The sequence below is a fragment of the Buttiauxella sp. BIGb0471 genome, assembly GCF_024807715.1.
GTDB lineage: Bacteria > Pseudomonadota > Gammaproteobacteria > Enterobacterales > Enterobacteriaceae > Buttiauxella > Buttiauxella agrestis.
Genome location: NZ_JANUEU010000001.1, coordinates 1,262,265 through 1,279,112 on the forward strand (window position 1 = coordinate 1,262,265; position 16,848 = coordinate 1,279,112).

Annotated in this window: 10 protein-coding genes and 2 pseudogenes; 6 read left to right on the forward strand and 6 right to left on the reverse strand. The window is 52.2% G+C overall.

From position 1 onward, the window contains the following. The gene (locus M2371_RS05935) at window positions 1-2,973 is read left to right on the forward strand and encodes a virulence factor SrfB (protein ID WP_259267165.1); all 2,973 of its coding nucleotides are present in this window, start codon (window positions 1-3) and stop codon (window positions 2,971-2,973) included. Next, complete coding sequence (locus M2371_RS05940; protein WP_259267166.1) at window positions 2,970-5,105, forward strand: virulence factor SrfC family protein; 2,136 nt, start codon at window positions 2,970-2,972, stop codon at window positions 5,103-5,105. Before M2371_RS05935 ends, M2371_RS05940 begins: the two co-directional genes overlap by 4 nt. A gap of 43 nt (window positions 5,106-5,148) precedes the next feature. Here the strand turns inward: M2371_RS05940 and M2371_RS05945 are convergent, their stop codons facing one another. Then, entirely contained in the window at window positions 5,149-5,952 is an 804-nt protein-coding gene (locus tag M2371_RS05945) for an MBL fold metallo-hydrolase (RefSeq protein WP_259267167.1), read from the reverse strand. A gap of 507 nt (window positions 5,953-6,459) precedes the next feature. Between M2371_RS05945 and M2371_RS05950 the strand changes: the two genes are divergently transcribed. Then, window positions 6,460-8,193 (forward strand): ABC-F family ATP-binding cassette domain-containing protein, encoded by a 1,734-nt coding sequence (locus M2371_RS05950; protein ID WP_259267168.1) that lies wholly within the window; start codon window positions 6,460-6,462, stop codon window positions 8,191-8,193. 63 nt (window positions 8,194-8,256) lie between these two features. Here M2371_RS05950 and M2371_RS05955 read toward each other — a convergent pair whose 3' ends face one another. The 5 genes from M2371_RS05955 to M2371_RS05975 all read right to left on the reverse strand — a co-directional run bounded on the left by M2371_RS05955 (window position 8,257) and on the right by M2371_RS05975 (window position 14,905). Next, window positions 8,257-9,093, reverse strand: coding sequence for a 4Fe-4S binding protein (locus M2371_RS05955; protein WP_259267169.1), 837 nt, complete (start codon window positions 9,091-9,093; stop codon window positions 8,257-8,259). Window positions 9,094-9,132: 39 nt separating this feature from the next. Next, window positions 9,133-9,981 (reverse strand): DmsC/YnfH family molybdoenzyme membrane anchor subunit, encoded by an 849-nt coding sequence (locus M2371_RS05960; RefSeq protein ID WP_259267170.1) that lies wholly within the window; start codon window positions 9,979-9,981, stop codon window positions 9,133-9,135. A gap of 2 nt (window positions 9,982-9,983) precedes the next feature. After that, window positions 9,984-10,604, reverse strand: a complete 621-nt coding sequence (locus M2371_RS05965) for a DMSO/selenate family reductase complex B subunit (RefSeq protein ID WP_259267171.1) — start codon at window positions 10,602-10,604, stop codon at window positions 9,984-9,986. After that, on the reverse strand, window positions 10,601-12,979 hold the full coding sequence (locus M2371_RS05970) for a DMSO/selenate family reductase complex A subunit (protein WP_259267172.1): 2,379 nt from the start codon (window positions 12,977-12,979) through the stop codon (window positions 10,601-10,603). The genes M2371_RS05965 and M2371_RS05970 overlap by 4 nt, the downstream gene beginning before the upstream one ends. 246 nt (window positions 12,980-13,225) lie before the next feature. Next, window positions 13,226-14,905 (reverse strand): methyl-accepting chemotaxis protein, encoded by a 1,680-nt coding sequence (locus M2371_RS05975; protein ID WP_259267173.1) that lies wholly within the window; start codon window positions 14,903-14,905, stop codon window positions 13,226-13,228. A gap of 142 nt (window positions 14,906-15,047) precedes the next feature. Between M2371_RS05975 and M2371_RS05980 the strand changes: the two genes are divergently transcribed. The 3 genes and pseudogenes from M2371_RS05980 to M2371_RS05995 all read left to right on the forward strand — a co-directional run. Further along, the gene (locus tag M2371_RS05980) at window positions 15,048-15,284 is read left to right on the forward strand and encodes a hypothetical protein (protein WP_259267285.1); all 237 of its coding nucleotides are present in this window, start codon (window positions 15,048-15,050) and stop codon (window positions 15,282-15,284) included. 69 nt (window positions 15,285-15,353) lie between these two features. Then, a pseudogene (locus M2371_RS05985) lies at window positions 15,354-16,045 on the forward strand (hypothetical protein). Between the two features lie 284 nt (window positions 16,046-16,329). Further along, window positions 16,330-16,671 (forward strand): annotated as a pseudogene (locus M2371_RS05995) (Hcp family type VI secretion system effector); the annotation flags it as partial. Between the last annotated feature and the right edge of the window lie 177 nt (window positions 16,672-16,848).

A 16,848-nucleotide genomic window follows, 5' to 3' on the forward strand; every position in this document is an offset into this window, starting at 1 on the left:
ATGTTTGCCACTTTGTATCCTTATAAGCCGAGCGTGACGCTCATTAAAGACAGCGGCATTCAGTTCCTGGACTTCGGCCTGGCACCTCAGCCAAACGCGCCACATACCGGGCGCTTTGTGCGTAAAACCGCCAACGGCCCACTGCTGCGCCTGGATTATGATGTCATTCCGGGCAAATTTACCCTGCCAGGTGCGTCGGGCTCCGCGCCTGAAGTTGTGAAACCCGAAAGCACGATTACGCTGGGCCATTCGCTGAAACTGCTCGATAAAACCTGGCTACCGCTGCCGTTCCTGCGCTTTAACCCGCCGCGCACCTTTGTTGGCGGGCCGCACAACTGGGCGCGGGTGCAGATTCGTTGCCTCGAAACGCCAGACTCCGCAGGCAATACGGTGCGAATCACGATTGCGCTGGATACCAAAATCCTCGCGGACGACAACCCGGCAGCGCATCTGGCTCCGACGCTCAACGATGTACGCAACGGCGCGCGCTTTGCCCTTGCCTGGCAAAACGAAGAGATCAACGACTTTATCGACCAGACCTGGGTCGATGGCTGGCTGCGCGAAGTGTTCACCCAATTTGCCACGCGCAACGAATCCCGAACCGAACGCGAAATCAGCAACGCGCTGAAAACGTTCGAATATCAGGCGCATTATCTCAATATTATCGAGATGCTCGGTGCGCAACTGGCGGTGCCAGAAGTCAAAATCGTCACCGCAACGTTGCAAGCCCCAGCGATTCCGGTCGATCTGGTGCTGGATGTCGGCAACACCCATACCTGCGGCGTGTTGATCGAAGATCACGGCGAAGCCAATGACGGCCTGCGCCAGACTGCCGAGCTGCAAATTCGCTCACTCAGCGAACCGCAAACCATCAACGAAGCGATGTTCACCAGCCGGCTTGAGTTCTCTGAAGCTAAGTTCGGCAAACAACACTTCTCGGTAGAAAGTGGCCGCGACGATGCGTTTGTCTGGCCGTCGATTGCCCGTGTGGGTGACGAAGCACGCAGTATGGCCTCCGCCCGTTTAGGCACCGACGGCGCAAGCGGTATCTCCAGCCCGCGCCGCTATCTGTGGGACGAAACGCCTGCCAGCCAGGACTGGCGCTTTAGCCAGATGGGAGTGAAAACCCAGCGCGAACCGCTGGCGACCGCTTATCCCTTAATGAACCTGATGAATGACGACGGGCAACCGTTGTATTCGCTGCCGCTTGACGAACGTTTACCGGTATTTTCACCGCAATACAGCCGTAGTTCGTTAATGACCTTGATGCTCTGCGAATTACTGGCGCAGGCGCTGATGCAAATCAACAGCGTCGGTTCACGGCAAAGCATGGGGCACCTTAATGCGCCGCGTCAGCTACGCCATTTAATCCTTACGTTACCTTCGGCCATGCCAAAACAGGAGCGTGAGATCTTCCGCCAACGCATGCAGGAAGCGGTCGGCCTGGTGTGGAAAGCGATGGAATGGCACCCGACCGACGACGGTTTTGACAGTGAACGCGATTTCCAGAAAAGCGTGGTTCCGGTGCCTGACGTGCAGATGGAGTGGGACGAAGCGACCTGCGGCCAACTGGTGTGGCTGTATAACGAAGCGCTGGTGAACTATGCCGGGCAAACCGGAAACTTCTTCCAGAGCCTCGCCCGCCCGGATCGCCAGCTGGCCGCAGACGAACTGCCTGGCAAAACGCTGCGCGTAGCGTCGATTGACATCGGTGGCGGCACGACCGACATGGCTATCACGCAATATCATCTTGATGACGGCGTGGGTAGCAATGTGAAAATCGCCCCGCGCCTGCTGTTCCGCGAAGGTTTTAAAGTCGCAGGCGATGATATTTTGCTGGATGTGATTCAGCGCTGCGTGCTCCCGGCGCTCCAGGCGCAAATTCACCAGGCGGGCGTCGTGGATACCACAGGTTTAATGACTACGCTGTTCGGCGAGTCCGGGCGCATGGACACACGCGGCACGCTGCGCCAGCAAACTGCGCTACAACTGTTTATTCCGCTCGGCCACGCGGTGCTCTCTTTCTGGGAAAACAGCGACCCGGACGACAAACACGCCGCTCTCGAAGCAACATTTGGCGAACTGCTCACCCAGCGCCCGACCGATAACGTGATTAATTACGTTCAACAAGCGGTGCAACACGCGCTGCCTGCAGATGCCCCGGCATTCGATCTGTTCAGCGTGCCGTTGCAGGTTGAGTTATCGGCGTTGCAGGACGCGCTGCTCGCCGGACAATTCACTCTGACCGCCCCGCTGCAAGCCCTGTGCGAAGTGATCAGCCATTATTGCTGCGACGTGCTGCTGGTGACGGGCCGTCCGGCCTGTTTGCCTGGTGTTCAGGCGCTGCTGCGCTATCAACAGCCCGTTCCAGTGAATCGCATCGTCTGGCTGGATAACTATCAGACTCATGAATGGTATCCGTTCAGCCAACAAGGCCGCATCGGCAACCCGAAATCGACCGCCGCCGTCGGCGCGATGTTATGCAGCCTGGCGATGGACCTGCGCCTGCCAGGTTTTAACTTCAAAGCGTCGGATATTCAGGCCTATTCCACCGTGCGTTTCCTCGGCATGCTCGACGGCAACAACCGGCTTGTGGATGAGAACGTCTGGTATCGCGATATCTGCCTTGACGACCCAAAATCGACGCTCGATACGCGTCTGCATTTCCCGCTGCGCGGCAACGCGTGCCTCGGATTCCGGCAGCTTGATGACGCTCGCTGGCCCGCAACGCCCTTGTACACGCTGGCGATCAATTCCCCGCAGTTGGCAAAAGCGATTGCCGGTGAAGGCGTATTAAACGTGCGTCTGCAACAAACCCGCGAAGCCGATGCTTTCGTACTGGCAGAAGCCTGGTTGCAGGACGGCAGCAAAGTGCCGCTCAATCAGCTGAGTTTTAAATTGAATACCCTGGCAGGAAGCTATAGCGGAGCCAGCCATTACTGGATTGACAGCGGGAGCGTGTACCAAAAATGAAGCCAATAACCTCAACGCTGCACCCTTTGGTGGACTGGATCCAACAAACTCGCCAGTCCGTACCGCGGATTGAAAATGAAGCCGATGGCTTGTTGCAAAAATTGGCGGCACTTCAGAATCGCCAGCAAAATATAGACTTGCAGACGGAGCAACCACTAACCATTGGGCTTTATGGCCACTCGGTTTCTGGTAAACATCATTTGTTGACCATGCTTTTGGGCGATCATCACGACCGCATTGAAATCTCACTTGGCGGCAAAGTGCTGGATTACCTGACGCACATTAATCCCGGCCATGCACCGAACGTTGCCGTGCGCTTTACGCGCCGTGAATTACCTATTGCGGAACACTATCCGTTACTGATTACCCTTTGTAGCAGCTCCACGCTGGCGCAGCGTTTGATTCGCCAGTATCACGCTGAACCGGGCGCACGATTTGCCCGCCACGAAGCGATCGCCGCGAGACTCAAAGAGCTTCAGGTTCGCCGCCAGACGCAATCGACAGCAGCGATAACGCAGCTGCAAGCCTCTGATATCGCTCAGACTTATCAACAGGTGGTGCGCCGCCAGCATCATCTTGAAAATGCCCTGTGGCAGCAAATCGCCGACCTGCTGCCGTGGTTGAATTGTGCGGATCAAGCCGCGTTGCTGGCCCCGCTTTGGGGCGATAACCCCGCCATAACCACGCAGTGGCAGCACCTGGCCGAAACGCTGAATCATCTGGGGAATGCCCAACAGGTTTTAGCCCCGGCAAGCCTTTTGGTAGACACGTTCTTATTGCCGGTTGAAGGTTTCCTGATTCCCGGAACACCAGATGAGCCCGAAATGGGCGCGGACGTCATGGTATGCCCGTTTTTCAATCATGAAATCGGCACGCAAGTCAGCCTGGCGCAGCGCGATTTACAGCAACTGTGCGCTGAAATTACACTTTCGCTTAACCATCAGCCGAAACTGGCTCAGGTCGATGTGGTGGATATTCCCACGGTGCAGCTCGACGATTACGCACCCTGGTTGCAACCCGATAAACTGGTGGTGTGCAATGCTGCTGCCGAGCGCGCGGATGTGAACGCGGCAGGTAAAATGCTGGCACGTTGGGTGGATAAAACCCAGGCCAGCAACGCCACGACACCGGGCCTGATTTGGGCGATTACCCCAGAAGATGCACGCTTTAGCGGTGCCAATCTGGACCACGGCGTGCAGAGAATTATCGGTCTGCCGGGTAAACGCTGGGGCACGTTGCAGGCGCTGGATAGCCGTAATATGCATCGCTTGCTGGAATGGCTGGCCGATGCCGTGGTTCCGGCTCAGCGCACACTGCGCATTGAAATGTTACAGGCCGCGCTGAATCAAGAAATCCGCGCCCTGTTCTCGCCTGTTATCGACGCTGAAAATATCACCCCGGATCGTGCGCGTTCCCAGGCCGAAGAGCTGGTGCGCGCCCTGCAAGCCAACGCGGCCCAGCACGGTGAATTGCTCGCCAGCCTGATACCTGAACGCCAGGCGCTGCAACAGCGCTGGTTAAGCCATCAACAATCCCGCATCCAACAACCTGCTGATTTCAGGCTTGATATCGACCTGTTCGCAGAAGATGACGGCCACGATGCGCCTACTCACGCCCCGGAGAGTTTTGCCAGCGTGGTGCATTTGCACTGGGTGAACCATCTGCGCCAACTGGCTGCACGCCGGGAAGTCGCCCAACTATCCGGGCTGGATAACACGCAACTCCAGACGCTTTACCAGTTGCTGATTGTTGCCAGTTATCGCCTGAAATTACCGGAACAACTGGAAACCGCACTGCGCCATGGCGACGGCAGCATGGCGCAGGAAATCACCTGTGTGAGCGCCGTACTGGGGGATTTTGTCAGCTGGTTGGGTTACGCGCATATCGAACCAACACTGCGCCCGGCAAGCCGCGTCAACAAAGGCTCGCCGGTATTTGCACCGCAAAAACAGGCAACCGCTGACGTGCGTCTGGTGCGTCTGGGCGAACAACCGGCACGCGGTAACACCATTTATGTGTACGACTGGCTGGTCGCGTTATACGCCCGCGCCGTGGAAAACATCGGTTATCGCCATCCGCTGGATGTGAGTGATGTGCAGAAAAAAGCGCTGAAAGATCTGTTGGCTTTGTAGGATTGGGGAGAAAACAAGGCTGATATTACCCCGCTCAATAACCCTATTTTCCCAACACAAAAGTCTCTCCGGTTGCCGGAGCAATCACATCCGGCAACCATAATCGTCCCCAGGAACCCGTGCAGTGACAGCCCATTATTTTCTGAACGTTAAGTTGACGCAAAAAGCGCCTGACTCGCAGTAATTCATGTGGCGAAGCGCAGCGCAGATGAAACCCACCAATCAATGCATAAACTTGTTTAATGCCGGTGATATTTTGACAATGGCGCACAATATCCACAATTCCCCGATGGCCGCACCCGGTGATGATGACAAGACCTAAATCAGATTTATAAATCAGTACGCCTTCGTCAATGACATAATCCACGGCAGTGCCTTCACCGCGGATCATTCCATAGGCTTTCGGTTGCGTAACGTTAATCTCACCCGACCACAAAAACCTTTCGCTGATCTCTACAGGCAAACGGCTGTATTCCATTCGATGGTGCGAGTAATCGTTATCCAGGGATAGTTTTTTAATTTTTAGGCTCAAGCCAGCAAACTTGATTACCGTATAACGTTCGTCGGCTATGCGTGGATGGCAAATAATTCGGCTGTTATTGGGTAACCAGGGTACGCCCCCGCAATGGTCGTAATGCCCATGTGAAAGTACCGTCGCAGTGAGTCCCTGGAGATCAATGCCCATCAGAGCCGCGTTATGCAAAAAGCTGCCATCAGGTCCGGTGTCAAATAAAATCGCCGTGGTTTCGTCCTGTACAAGCAGACTTAACCCTGCCTTAGCAATTAATGATTCTTCTGCTCCAGCAGCACGATGATTTTCTAATAACACCCTGATAGTTAATGCCATATTGGTTAGTTCCTGAGTAGAAATCCTTTTCTTTCAAGTATGGGGAAATATTCTGGATGGCGCAGTGACACATCCCTCATCCACCAAAAGAACGGCCTTCATGAATTGCCGTGGCTTCAGGAAAAATTTGACGTCAGCATTGTGTGGCATGAGCGCAACCATGGGTATGCGGGGCATCGCTGGCTCAGGGATTACATTCTCGATATACCGCTGTGAAAAAAGGCTAATTCTGGATACCAAATCGGTAGCTGGAAATTATTCGCAAACTCTGCCAGTATTTCCTCATCCATTAACTAACTGAATATATAAGGAGGATCCCATGCTGTTTTGTGAAATGTTGTTTATTTCGCAGACTTTTGGCGATCGTCATTGCTCAAGCGTTATCGATATCGCACTGCGATAATCCGGCTTGAGCGAAGCAAACCACTGAAAACCCTTCCCTCGGGCTTACCGGGTTATCGTCGAATCTGACGAGGCGTTTTATCGCCTGACTCTTGAGTAAGCAAAATGAGCACATTATTAACTGCACAATCTCTTAGCCTTGATACCGCTTTTGGCCCTCTGCTGGCTGACATCACCTTTACGCTGAAAAAAGGCGACCGCCTGGGCTTAATCGGCCATAACGGCTGCGGCAAAAGCACCCTTCTAAAACTGCTCGATGGCACTATTTCCCCAAATAGTGGCAGCGTGACGCGTGCGCATCACTGCCTGCTGGCACGTGTTGAGCAGCATTTGCCTGAAGATTTGCAAACGCTGACGCTTCTGGATGCGGTGATGGCGCGTCTTAATGAAGCGCAACAACATACCGACGGCTGGCGAGCGCAATCGCTGCTGGCAAGCATGGGATTTGACGAATCGGCGTGGCAACTGACCGCCGGAACCTTGAGCGGCGGGCAGCACACGCGTCTGTTATTGGCGCGGGCGCTGATCACCAACCCGGATCTTCTGCTGCTCGATGAACCGAGTAACCATCTCGATTTGCCGACGTTGCTGTGGCTGGAACAATTCTTACGCGACTGGAACGGCAGCTTTGTACTGGTTTCCCATGACCAACATCTGCTGGATAACGTCACCAACGGCACGTGGATTTTGCGCGACCAGCGGCTGAGTTTCTTCCAGCTTCCCTGCACTGAAGCACGTGCAGCGTTAGTTGAGCGAGACAAAACCGACGCCCATCGTCATCAGGCGGAACAGAAAGAAATCGACCGGATTGCGGCCAGTGCGAAGCGGCTCGCCATTTGGGGGCGGGTTTACGACAACGAAGACCTCGCCCGCAAAGCCAAACAAATGGAAAAGCGCGTCGACAAATTAAAGGACAGCCAGACTGAACTTGCGGCCCTGAATCAATGGCAATTAATCCTCAAAGGTGAAGCGTTACCGGCGGACAGATTGCTGGAAATGGAAAACCTGGCGGTTAGTCCAGCGCCCGATTGTCCACCGCTGTTTCACCTCCCGATTCAGCGCCTGAAAAGTGGCGATCGGGTCGCCATTATTGGCCGTAACGGTTGTGGCAAATCGTCGCTGTTGCGCCTGCTGTGGCAGCATTATCAGCAACCGCAAAATAACGACGCCATTCGCCTGCATCCGCGGGTGAATATGGGTTATTACGACCAGACGCTGCATCAGTTAAGAGATGGTGACACGCTGCTTGAAGCGCTGGAGCCCTTCGCGGCGTTAACCGAGCGCGACCGCAAAATGGCGTTAATCAGCGCTGGATTTGCCTGGTTGCGCCACGGGCAGACTGTCAGCACGTTAAGCGGTGGCGAACGTTCTCGCTTGCTGTTTGTTGGGCTGACGCTGGCGCGTTATTCGCTCCTGCTGCTGGATGAGCCGACTAACCACCTGGATATGGAAGGCAAAGAGGCGCTGGCGGAAACGCTGCAAAGTTACGACGGTGGCGTGTTACTGGTGACGCACGACCGGACGTTAATCGCCAAAAGCTGTAATCGCTTCTGGCTGATTGATAACGGCGAGCTAAGCGAATGGCACTCTCTGGACGGGCTTTACGCGCAGTTAACGGGTGAAAACGCCGTTGAAAAACTTCCGGTTTCAGCGCAGCAAAGCGTTGAAACCGTCGCCGCCAATCACACAGAAACGGAAGCCTGGTTTGAACGGCTGGTGGAGCTGGAGGAAAAACTTGCGCAGGATTTAGCGCGCAAGCAAAGCCACCAGAAACCGGCATTGCAGCAGGCGTGGCGCGAAGAGATAGCCGCGCTTAATCTGCGGTTAGAACTGGAGTAAGACAAGGCCCGTTATGCTAAAAAAGTGACATCGTAACGGGCTATCTGAAAATGGCCCCGTGCTTTAGTTTTCACGCATCCCAAAACGGTGGCGCTGGCATATCGGACATTCTGAAGTTTGCCCGGACCAGGCAGCAAACGGGCGACGGCAGGTGTGACAGCTATTTTCAACCAGCGGTAAAACGGTGGATGTGCTTTCAGCGTTTTCAACCACTTTTAGTGCCTTAGGGAAGCAAATATCTTCGCAGCATCCGCACCCCGTGCAGCGCGTGGGGTTCAAAGTCATCGACTCGCTATCGATCTGAATAGCCGCTTCAGGGCAAATTCTGGCGCATGCACCACAGAGATAACACAACGATTTATCCACCAAAACCTGATACTCGCTTACCTCAGAGAAGAAAGCCCTGCGCGCCCTTCGACCAGGCGTAACACTGCCGGTATTATCAGCACTATTTTTTAGCTGCAACCAGTGGCGACGCCTTTGATCAACGCATGCTTCCTGTGGAGGCAGGATGACCCAAAGCGGTTGCTTAAGTTTTTTGAGTCTGAGATTGAGTGCCGCCAGCGCAATAACCCAATTTGGGTGCTGCGCACTATCAAATTCGACCGCCCGGATCTCATATTGGGCGTGCCACATAAGTAGCTCATCAACGGCTGGCGGCGTCAGGCTAAGTGGCATCACCAGGCGTTGTTCCCGGAAATAACGTCGTGGAGGTTCAGGCGTTTCAATCGCACCGGTCGGGCAGGCAAACAGGCATGCCCCACAAGCGATGCAGGCATCCATATCAATATGCACACTGCCATTTTGCGCAATGACAGCGTTCGATGGGCATACCGCCAGGCAAGCCTGGCAATCACTTTGCGCAACGACATGATGAACACAAGAGCGCCCAACTCTCATCAGGGTTGGGCGTGTGTTTTGTGAAATGGAATGCATCAATTAATTGATGCTAAAGAAACTGAATCGCAGCAATACTTCTGCGACCACGACTAAGCCCCCACCCAGCACCAGCAAGGCTTTGCGAATGCCCCCCGAGCGTAAACTTAAAGCCAGCAGGCAAGCCCCCACGACCAAAGTTACCCACGCGGCGAGGCGTAAAACACGTTGATCCTTAAAGGCGTCTAATGGCTGATGCGGGAAGGTTACGACGTCGCTCAGGCTGACAGTGGCGAGGTAAGTCATATACAGCGGTTGAACCAGCAAACGCAGCAATGTGACGCCAAAAAGTATCAACACTGCCGTCACCATGAACTTTCTCACCGCTTGCATGGGCAATCGGGTCTGAATCGCGAATACCCACAAACAGGCAACTGCCCCCAGGCTGAGCGTGGTGCCAAAGAACATCACAAAAGTATTGAAATGCATCCATGTCACGACAGACGCGTGAAGATAAATTGCGCTCATACAGGCGATGTCGAAAAGCCCCAACAACGAAGCTAGCAGCAACAACATGGTAAAGACTTGCTTTTTCAGTAACGCAATCCAGGTCGCCAGCCCTAAAACCGCAAGGTATAAACTGGCGAACACAATTTCACGACTTAACCATGAGCTGCCAAAATGTGTGAGAGCGTGAAACGCATTAAGCGGATAGCCCAAATGCGCGGTGGATGCCATCAGTCCCAATGCCCCGACAATGAAAGCAACGAACATGGCGGGTAATCCAACAGAGTATTTTGCCTTCACGTTCAGTGTGCTACTGGCTGAAATAAGTGCCCAGGTGGTGAAAACGGTTAACCCAACAGAACCCTGCACTAACAGCGTGAAGATAACGAGTGGCCATTCATGCATGATTATTTACTCCCCTTTTCTGCACCCTGGTGCGGTTTGATGACCAGATTCGGATGCGTAATGGAGGAGTCCGGCAGCCCCTGTACATCACTCACTTCTCCATAAAGCGCGCGCAATTCTTTAATTGGACCAAATTTAATCGCCCCTAACGGGCAGGTCGCCACGCAGATTGGCTGCTGACCTGCGGCTAACAGATCGACACAGAAATCGCATTTTGACATCTGACCGGTGGCCTGGTTGAGCTGTGGAGCACCGTAAGGACACGACCAGGCACAATATCCGCAGCCAACGCATTTATCGGTATTGACGCGCACAATGCCGTCGCCCGGGCGTTTGTGCATCGCGGTCGTCGGGCAATTCACTGTACAAACCGGGTCTTTGCAGTGGTTACAGGATATCGACAAGGTGTAGGCGTAGACGTTGTTGTGCACACCGCCCTGCCCGGTGGCAATGAACCCGCCGCCTTTAACTTCGTATACACGGCGGAACCGACGCCCTACTTCGAGGTTATTTTTGTCTTTGCAGGCAACCTGACAGGCTTTACAGCCCGAGCAGCGCGATGAATCAATAAAGAAACCCAACTGTTGCTCGCTAACAGGGGCGTAATCAATAAATTTACTCATGCTTTTGCAACCTCCACGAGCATGGTTTGGTGGGAGTTTCCTTTTGCCAGCGCGGTGATTCGTGCGGAACTGAGCACATTGGCGCACCCGCCGTGGTCAACACCGTTTGCATCAGGTTGCCACCAGGCTCCTGCCTGCATGGCAACCACGCCAGGCATGATGCGTTGTGTGATTTCTGCCGGAATCTGAGTCACGCCACGGTCGTTGTGAATGCGCACGTTGTCGCCCTGCGAAATCCCGCGCTGTTGTGCATCAAGCGGGTTGATCCATAATTTCTGCGTTTGTACTTCCTGTAACCACGGATTAGCGTATTGCGTAGAGTTCGCGCGGTTTTTACCCTTCCACGTGATCAGTTGCAGCGGGTATTTCTCGGCCAGTTTATCTTCCGGGCCTTCATGGGCCGGAACGTAATGAGATAAGGCCGGAATTTCCGGGTGATTCATTTGATATAACCGCAGGGAGAATATTTCAATTTTCCCGGACGGCGTTGGGAACGGATTATTTTGCGGGTCATTTATGTTGTCAGCAAAAGCGATGTGCGGTTTGCCTTTAAATAAATGGCGACGTTTAACCTGCAATTCATCGAATGTCGGTAATTGTTCGTCCGGCATTGCTTTACGGGTGTTTTCCCAAATTTGTGTAATCCACTCTTTCTCATCACGACCCAGGCTAAACTCTTTTTCAATTTCCAGTTTCGCGGCAACTTCGCGCAACCAGTCATAATCAGATCGGCGTTCAAATTCGGGTTCGATCAGTTTTTCGGAAAGAATAAGATAATTCGCTGTGCCCCAGGTTTCGCCAATATTCCAGCGTTCCATAAAGCTGGTTTCAGGCAACAGCAGGTCAGCGTATTTCGCACTCGGTGTGAGGTATAAATCGCTAGCGACGATGAACTCTATTTTTGATTCATCTTCCAGAACTTTTATCGCTTGATGAATATCCGGGTTTTGGTTAGCTAAATAATTTCCGGCAAGCGAAAATAGCATCCGAATATTGCTGTTGAGTTTCTGCGCATCTTTCAGGCCATCTTCTGGCGTCACTTTGCTGGCGTCATCTGCCGCCTGCACCCAGTTCATCACCGAAATTTTTTCTTTGACTGGATTGTCTGGCATTTCAGGGCCGGTAGTGAATTTCCGATTCCCAATACCGCCGTAGCCCCCGGCCCAGCCCCCTTTCTTACCCACATTCCCGGTGATAGTGGCGAGTAGGGTTGACCCTCTTGCGGTACGCTCGCCGCAGTTATGCCTTTGCGGCCCCCAACCTTGTATCAGCGCGGCGGGTTTGGTGGTGGCGTAATCACGCGCCAGCTGGCGAATGGTCTGAGCCGGGACATGCGTAATCACTTCTGCCCATTCCGGGGTTTTCTTTACGCCGTCTTTCATGCCCATCAAATATGCCACCAGCGATTCATTTGCTGGCACGCCTTCCGGCATCGAGCTTTCATCAAAACCGAGGGTGTATTTTTCAATAAAATCTTTGTCGTGCAGATTTTCGCTGATGATGACGTACATCATCGCGTCCATTAGCGCGTTATCGGTGGACGGGCGCAACGGGATCCATTGTTCAGCAAGCGACGATGCGGTATCTGAATACCGCGGATCGACCACAATAAAGCGCGTGCCGTTCTGCTTCATTTGCTGGAAGTAATGGTTGGTATGACCAAAAATGGTTTCAGTTGGATTATGCCCCCACAGGATAACCAGCGGGGTTTCGCTCAACGTATCAAGTGTGTTTCCGCTGGCTGCGCTGCCATAAGTATACGGGGTTGCAGCTGCCGTATTCCCCATACTCACCGAGTGATAAGACTGGAGATAGCCACCGGTGAGATTAAGCAAACGGCGCACCATGCTGTCACCAGAAAATGCCCCGCCGCTAACCGCCGTGCCAACATGCACGTAGCGTGAAGCTGGCCCATATTGTTGCGTGATGCGCTTAAGATTATCTGCAATCAGCGTGGTCGCTTCATCCCAGCTAATGCGCTCAAACTTGCCTTCGCCGCGCTGGCCGACACGTTTCATTGGGTATTTCAAACGATCCGGGTGATAGACGAATTTACGATAGCCTCGTCCACGCACACAGGCGCGCATGATCGGCATTTCAGGGTCCAAATCTGCGTCGGGTTGTGTGGTTATACGGGTCACGACACCTTGTTGAACATGAGCGCGAATGTCGCATTTCCCGCCGCAGTCAAAGGTACTACAGGTTGGAATAATTCTTTCTGGGAGGGTGTCAGATTTGGCGCTGTTTGTTGATTCAGTTACGGCATTGACAAATTTAACACCGACAAAAGGAACCGCCGCTAATGCACTGCTGGTCTTAACAAAATGGCGACGCGTGATCCCTGAAGAAACATCGCCCTTATTTTTATTCGTCATCGCATTTACTCGAAAAGAAAATACATTATCTATTTTTCGATTAATTATCTTTATGCGTGACATCAAGTCTACTGGCGTCATTTGTAAATTCAGAATTTGTCTAATTGAAATTTAAACTTATAAAAGCGAGGAAATAGCGATGCAGGGTAAGTTTAATTAGCGACTGTCTATTTTTTTTGTCGTTTCTTAATCATGAAAGAGGCATTTAAAGAATGGGTAAACGTAGCGTTTACCCATCAGGGAAATTTAAAATGTTGCCCAGTTATCGTCATCGGCCACCACTTTGCGCGGTGCCGCTGTTGCTTTCTTCGGTTTTTCTACCTGGGCTGCCACCCCGTTCGGCTGATGATTCAGGCGGAAAATCCCCACCGCCGCGGTTAACCGCGCCGCTTGATCTTCCAGCGACACCGCCGCTGCCGACGCCTCTTCAACCAGCGAAGCATTTTGCTGCGTCACATTATCCATCTCGTTAATCGCAATACCAACCTGCTCAATGCCACGGCTTTGTTCATCAGACGCGGCGGCGATTTCTTGCATAATATCGGTCACACGACGCACAGCGCCAACAATGCCGGTCATGGTTTCCCCGGCATGAGCCACCTGTTTTGAACCGTTTTCAACTAACGACACCGACTCGCTGATCAACCCTTCAATTTCTTTAGCCGCCTGGGCACTGCGTTGTGCCAGTGTGCGTACTTCCGTTGCCACGACCGCAAATCCACGCCCTTGCTCACCGGCTCGTGCCGCTTCTACCGCCGCATTCAGGGCCAGAATATTGGTCTGGAAGGCGATGCTATTAATGACCGCTGTAATCTCGGAAATCTTTCTCGAACTGGCAGAAATGTTGTTCATGGTGCTGACCACGCCGGAGACAATACGTCCGCCATCGCTGGCTTTATGCGAGGCTTCTTCCGCCAGTTTTGTCGCATGATGGGCGTTATCGGCATTCTGTTTCACGGTGGCGGTTAGCTGCTCCATGCTGGCAGCGGTTTCTTCAAGGGCGGCCACTTGTTGTTCGGTCCGTGCCGACAAATCCGTATTCCCGGCCGAGATTTCACTGGTGCCCTGATAAATCGCTTCGGCACCGTTGCGCACGGCTCCCACCGTGTTCACCAGCGAAACCTGCATCTCCTGCAAATTCTGGTTCAGCTTGCCAATTTCGCTGTTACCAAAAGATTGCGGAGCCAGGGTTAAATCGCCCTGCGCAATATGTTCGATGCGTGTCGCCGCTTGTTGCAGCGGTTGCACCACCACGCGACGCAGCACGACAAAAGTGAAAATAGTTAAGAACACCGCCAGAGCGAAAGCGCCCGCCATCAACATGACGCTCAGATGTGAACGCGTCTGAGCCTGGTCTTTCAGCGCTTCGGCACGGTCCGTACGAATCTGCGCCGCCTGCACTAATACCTTGCTGTAATCTGCATCCAGCTTGCGGGCTTCTTCGTTTTCATGGTTGATGATGGCCTCGAACATACCGTTTTTGGCATATTTCATCATCGGCGCCATGCCTTTATTCAGGTAATCGTCGAACCGGGTGCGCAATTGGCTATCCAGCGCGTTCCCTTCTTCGACTTTATCCGCACGCGCCATATAAATATCGAAACTGGACTGCGCCTGCTTAATCAGACGATCGGCCTCGGCGATATTAAATTTCATATCCTCCATGTCAGCCACGCGCCCTGCGGCACCCGCATGAATGATATTTAAGCGTGCGCTGCGCAGATTCGCGGAGCTGTCCGAAAGACCAATACGCACCTGGATTTCATTGGTGACGTCTTGCAGCGCTTTATCGCTTTGAATCAGGAAGTAGCTCGCCATGCCCACGCATAAGGCGAACAGGATTAAGATCCCCGCGAGTATCGAGGTAAATAACGGCACAAGGCGAATGTGATGCCAGAAACGAACGGAGGTTGTTGTGTTTGCCATGTCCTTGGTTTCTCTTCTTATGTAGGGAGGTTGCTGTAAAAAGGTCATCGGCCTTGAGAAACAAAAGGTTGAGCAATAAGTTGTGGTTTTGTGGTGGGGTTAACAAATCGATAGCAAATAGTTAAGGCGATCACACTTATCCATGTTTTCTGTAAGGCTTACATCGAAGTTAAACAGGAGTAAACTCTATGTAAAAGTAAATGGCGTAGCCGCGTGCGGCTGGGGTTCACTCGAAGCCACCACTCGTTTTATTATCGACAGCAAACACGCCCTGAAAAACCTGCGCAATCTGATGCGCATGAATAAAGCCAAAGGCTTTGACTGCCTCGGCTGCGCGTGGGGTGACGATAACAAAAGTACTTTTAGCTTCGGGGTTTGAGGGCCAATGGAACGAAAACGTATGCTAGTGGACTAACGTACTGATATATCAAATTAACAAGGATTAGTTATGTACTACAGAAATGAAGTCATCAGTTATTTGCAGACTAATAAAATTCTGGTGTTGAAACTCGACCACGCATTAACGGGCGTGGGAAAGGCTGTATCAAATCAGATTGAAACGATAGGCACAGGTGCAACGCGCACACTGTATTACACATCCTGCTTTACTAATGAATATCAGGACGTATGCCAGAAGCAAAAAACTGAGGATATCCGATTCACCTGGGGGTTTACCATATTCTCAGGCGTGAGGATGTTGTGTGTGAAATGCTCAAAATATACTTTGAAGAATTATTTCGATACAAAACATCTGATCAAATAGAACATATCAAACAAATGTTAATGGCAGTAAATGTCCATATTGCCGCAAGCTCACTCACAAACGCCGGATTCGCTTTAGCTACAGCATCAGCCGTCGCCATTGGCATGAATTTAAGTCTTGAACTCAGTGCCTTGGCAGGGCGCAGCGCGGGTGGGGTTGTTGGGATTGTTGGCGTATATGGCATTGTGCAGAAAGCGGCAGATAGTGCGCATCGTCTTCACATTTCTTATCCAGCGTACTACTCGGCGCTATATATACAAGAGCTGGAAATGATGTACTTCCTGATAGAGCCATTGTTTCAACGAGCTGAGGCGTTTAAAGCTCAATGGGCATCGGATGGTGAGATTGCAGACATCATTACCAGGATTATTCGATAATCATTATGAATTTTATTAAAAGATTTTTCAGGCGGGTATTCAGATCGTTGATTTCGATGTACGGCCCTGCATTATTGACGCTTATATTTGCAGTTACCCTTTTCCAATTCTTCCCTGACGGCCCAATATGGCCCGTTCCCATATTCTCCGTCTTAGTGATCATTATTTTTTATCGGTATGTGAAATGGTAACTGTCAAAAACTAGCATTATTTTAAATTTATTTATAAGGAATTACATGTCTACTCCCGCTCACTTATGACTTGAAGATGAAAATGGTTCTCCGATTGTTGGCAGTTGTCTAATGCCACTGCGTCTGGGTTCTATAGAGTTAAAATCATTCTCCCACGGTGTAACTATTCCGGTTGATTCGAGCTGGGGAAAAATTACAGGAACGCGCGTTCACCGACCTATCACGATAGTAAAAGAATTTGACCAGACAACACCCCTCCTGTACCACGCTGTTTGCGAAGGCCGTACCTTGAATAAAGCAGCAATCAAGATGTATCGCATCCTGGAATCAGGTATCGAGGCCGAATATTGCAATATCATTTTGGAAAACGTTAAGTTCACTACGGTTGCTCCATATCTGTCTCCCAACGGGATGAGTAGCACTCACCCGGAAACGAACCCATTGGTTCCTTTAACCAGTATTGGTGATGACACAGGCACGCCGACCTCGAAATCTGTACCGGTAAAAATCAGCCGTACCCTTTCTGTTGAAAGCCAGCGTATCGCGTAATCTCCCCGCCCTTGTCCGTTAATGTCGGATAATGCCCTGTTATCCGACCTCGCAATCCACTCC

Coding starts and splice junctions, on each gene's coding strand:
- M2371_RS05935 (WP_259267165.1), top strand. CDS start 1: ATGTTTGCCACTTTGTATCCTTATAAGCCGAGCGTGACGCTCATTAAA.
- M2371_RS05940 (WP_259267166.1), top strand. CDS start 2,970: ATGAAGCCAATAACCTCAACGCTGCACCCTTTGGTGGACTGGATCCAA.
- M2371_RS05945 (WP_259267167.1), bottom strand. CDS start 5,952: ATGGCATTAACTATCAGGGTGTTATTAGAAAATCATCGTGCTGCTGGA.
- M2371_RS05950 (WP_259267168.1), top strand. CDS start 6,460: ATGAGCACATTATTAACTGCACAATCTCTTAGCCTTGATACCGCTTTT.
- M2371_RS05955 (WP_259267169.1), bottom strand. CDS start 9,093: ATGAGAGTTGGGCGCTCTTGTGTTCATCATGTCGTTGCGCAAAGTGAT.
- M2371_RS05960 (WP_259267170.1), bottom strand. CDS start 9,981: ATGCATGAATGGCCACTCGTTATCTTCACGCTGTTAGTGCAGGGTTCT.
- M2371_RS05965 (WP_259267171.1), bottom strand. CDS start 10,604: ATGAGTAAATTTATTGATTACGCCCCTGTTAGCGAGCAACAGTTGGGT.
- M2371_RS05970 (WP_259267172.1), bottom strand. CDS start 12,979: ATGACGAATAAAAATAAGGGCGATGTTTCTTCAGGGATCACGCGTCGC.
- M2371_RS05975 (WP_259267173.1), bottom strand. CDS start 14,905: ATGGCAAACACAACAACCTCCGTTCGTTTCTGGCATCACATTCGCCTT.
- M2371_RS05980 (WP_259267285.1), top strand. CDS start 15,048: ATGTTTTCTGTAAGGCTTACATCGAAGTTAAACAGGAGTAAACTCTAT.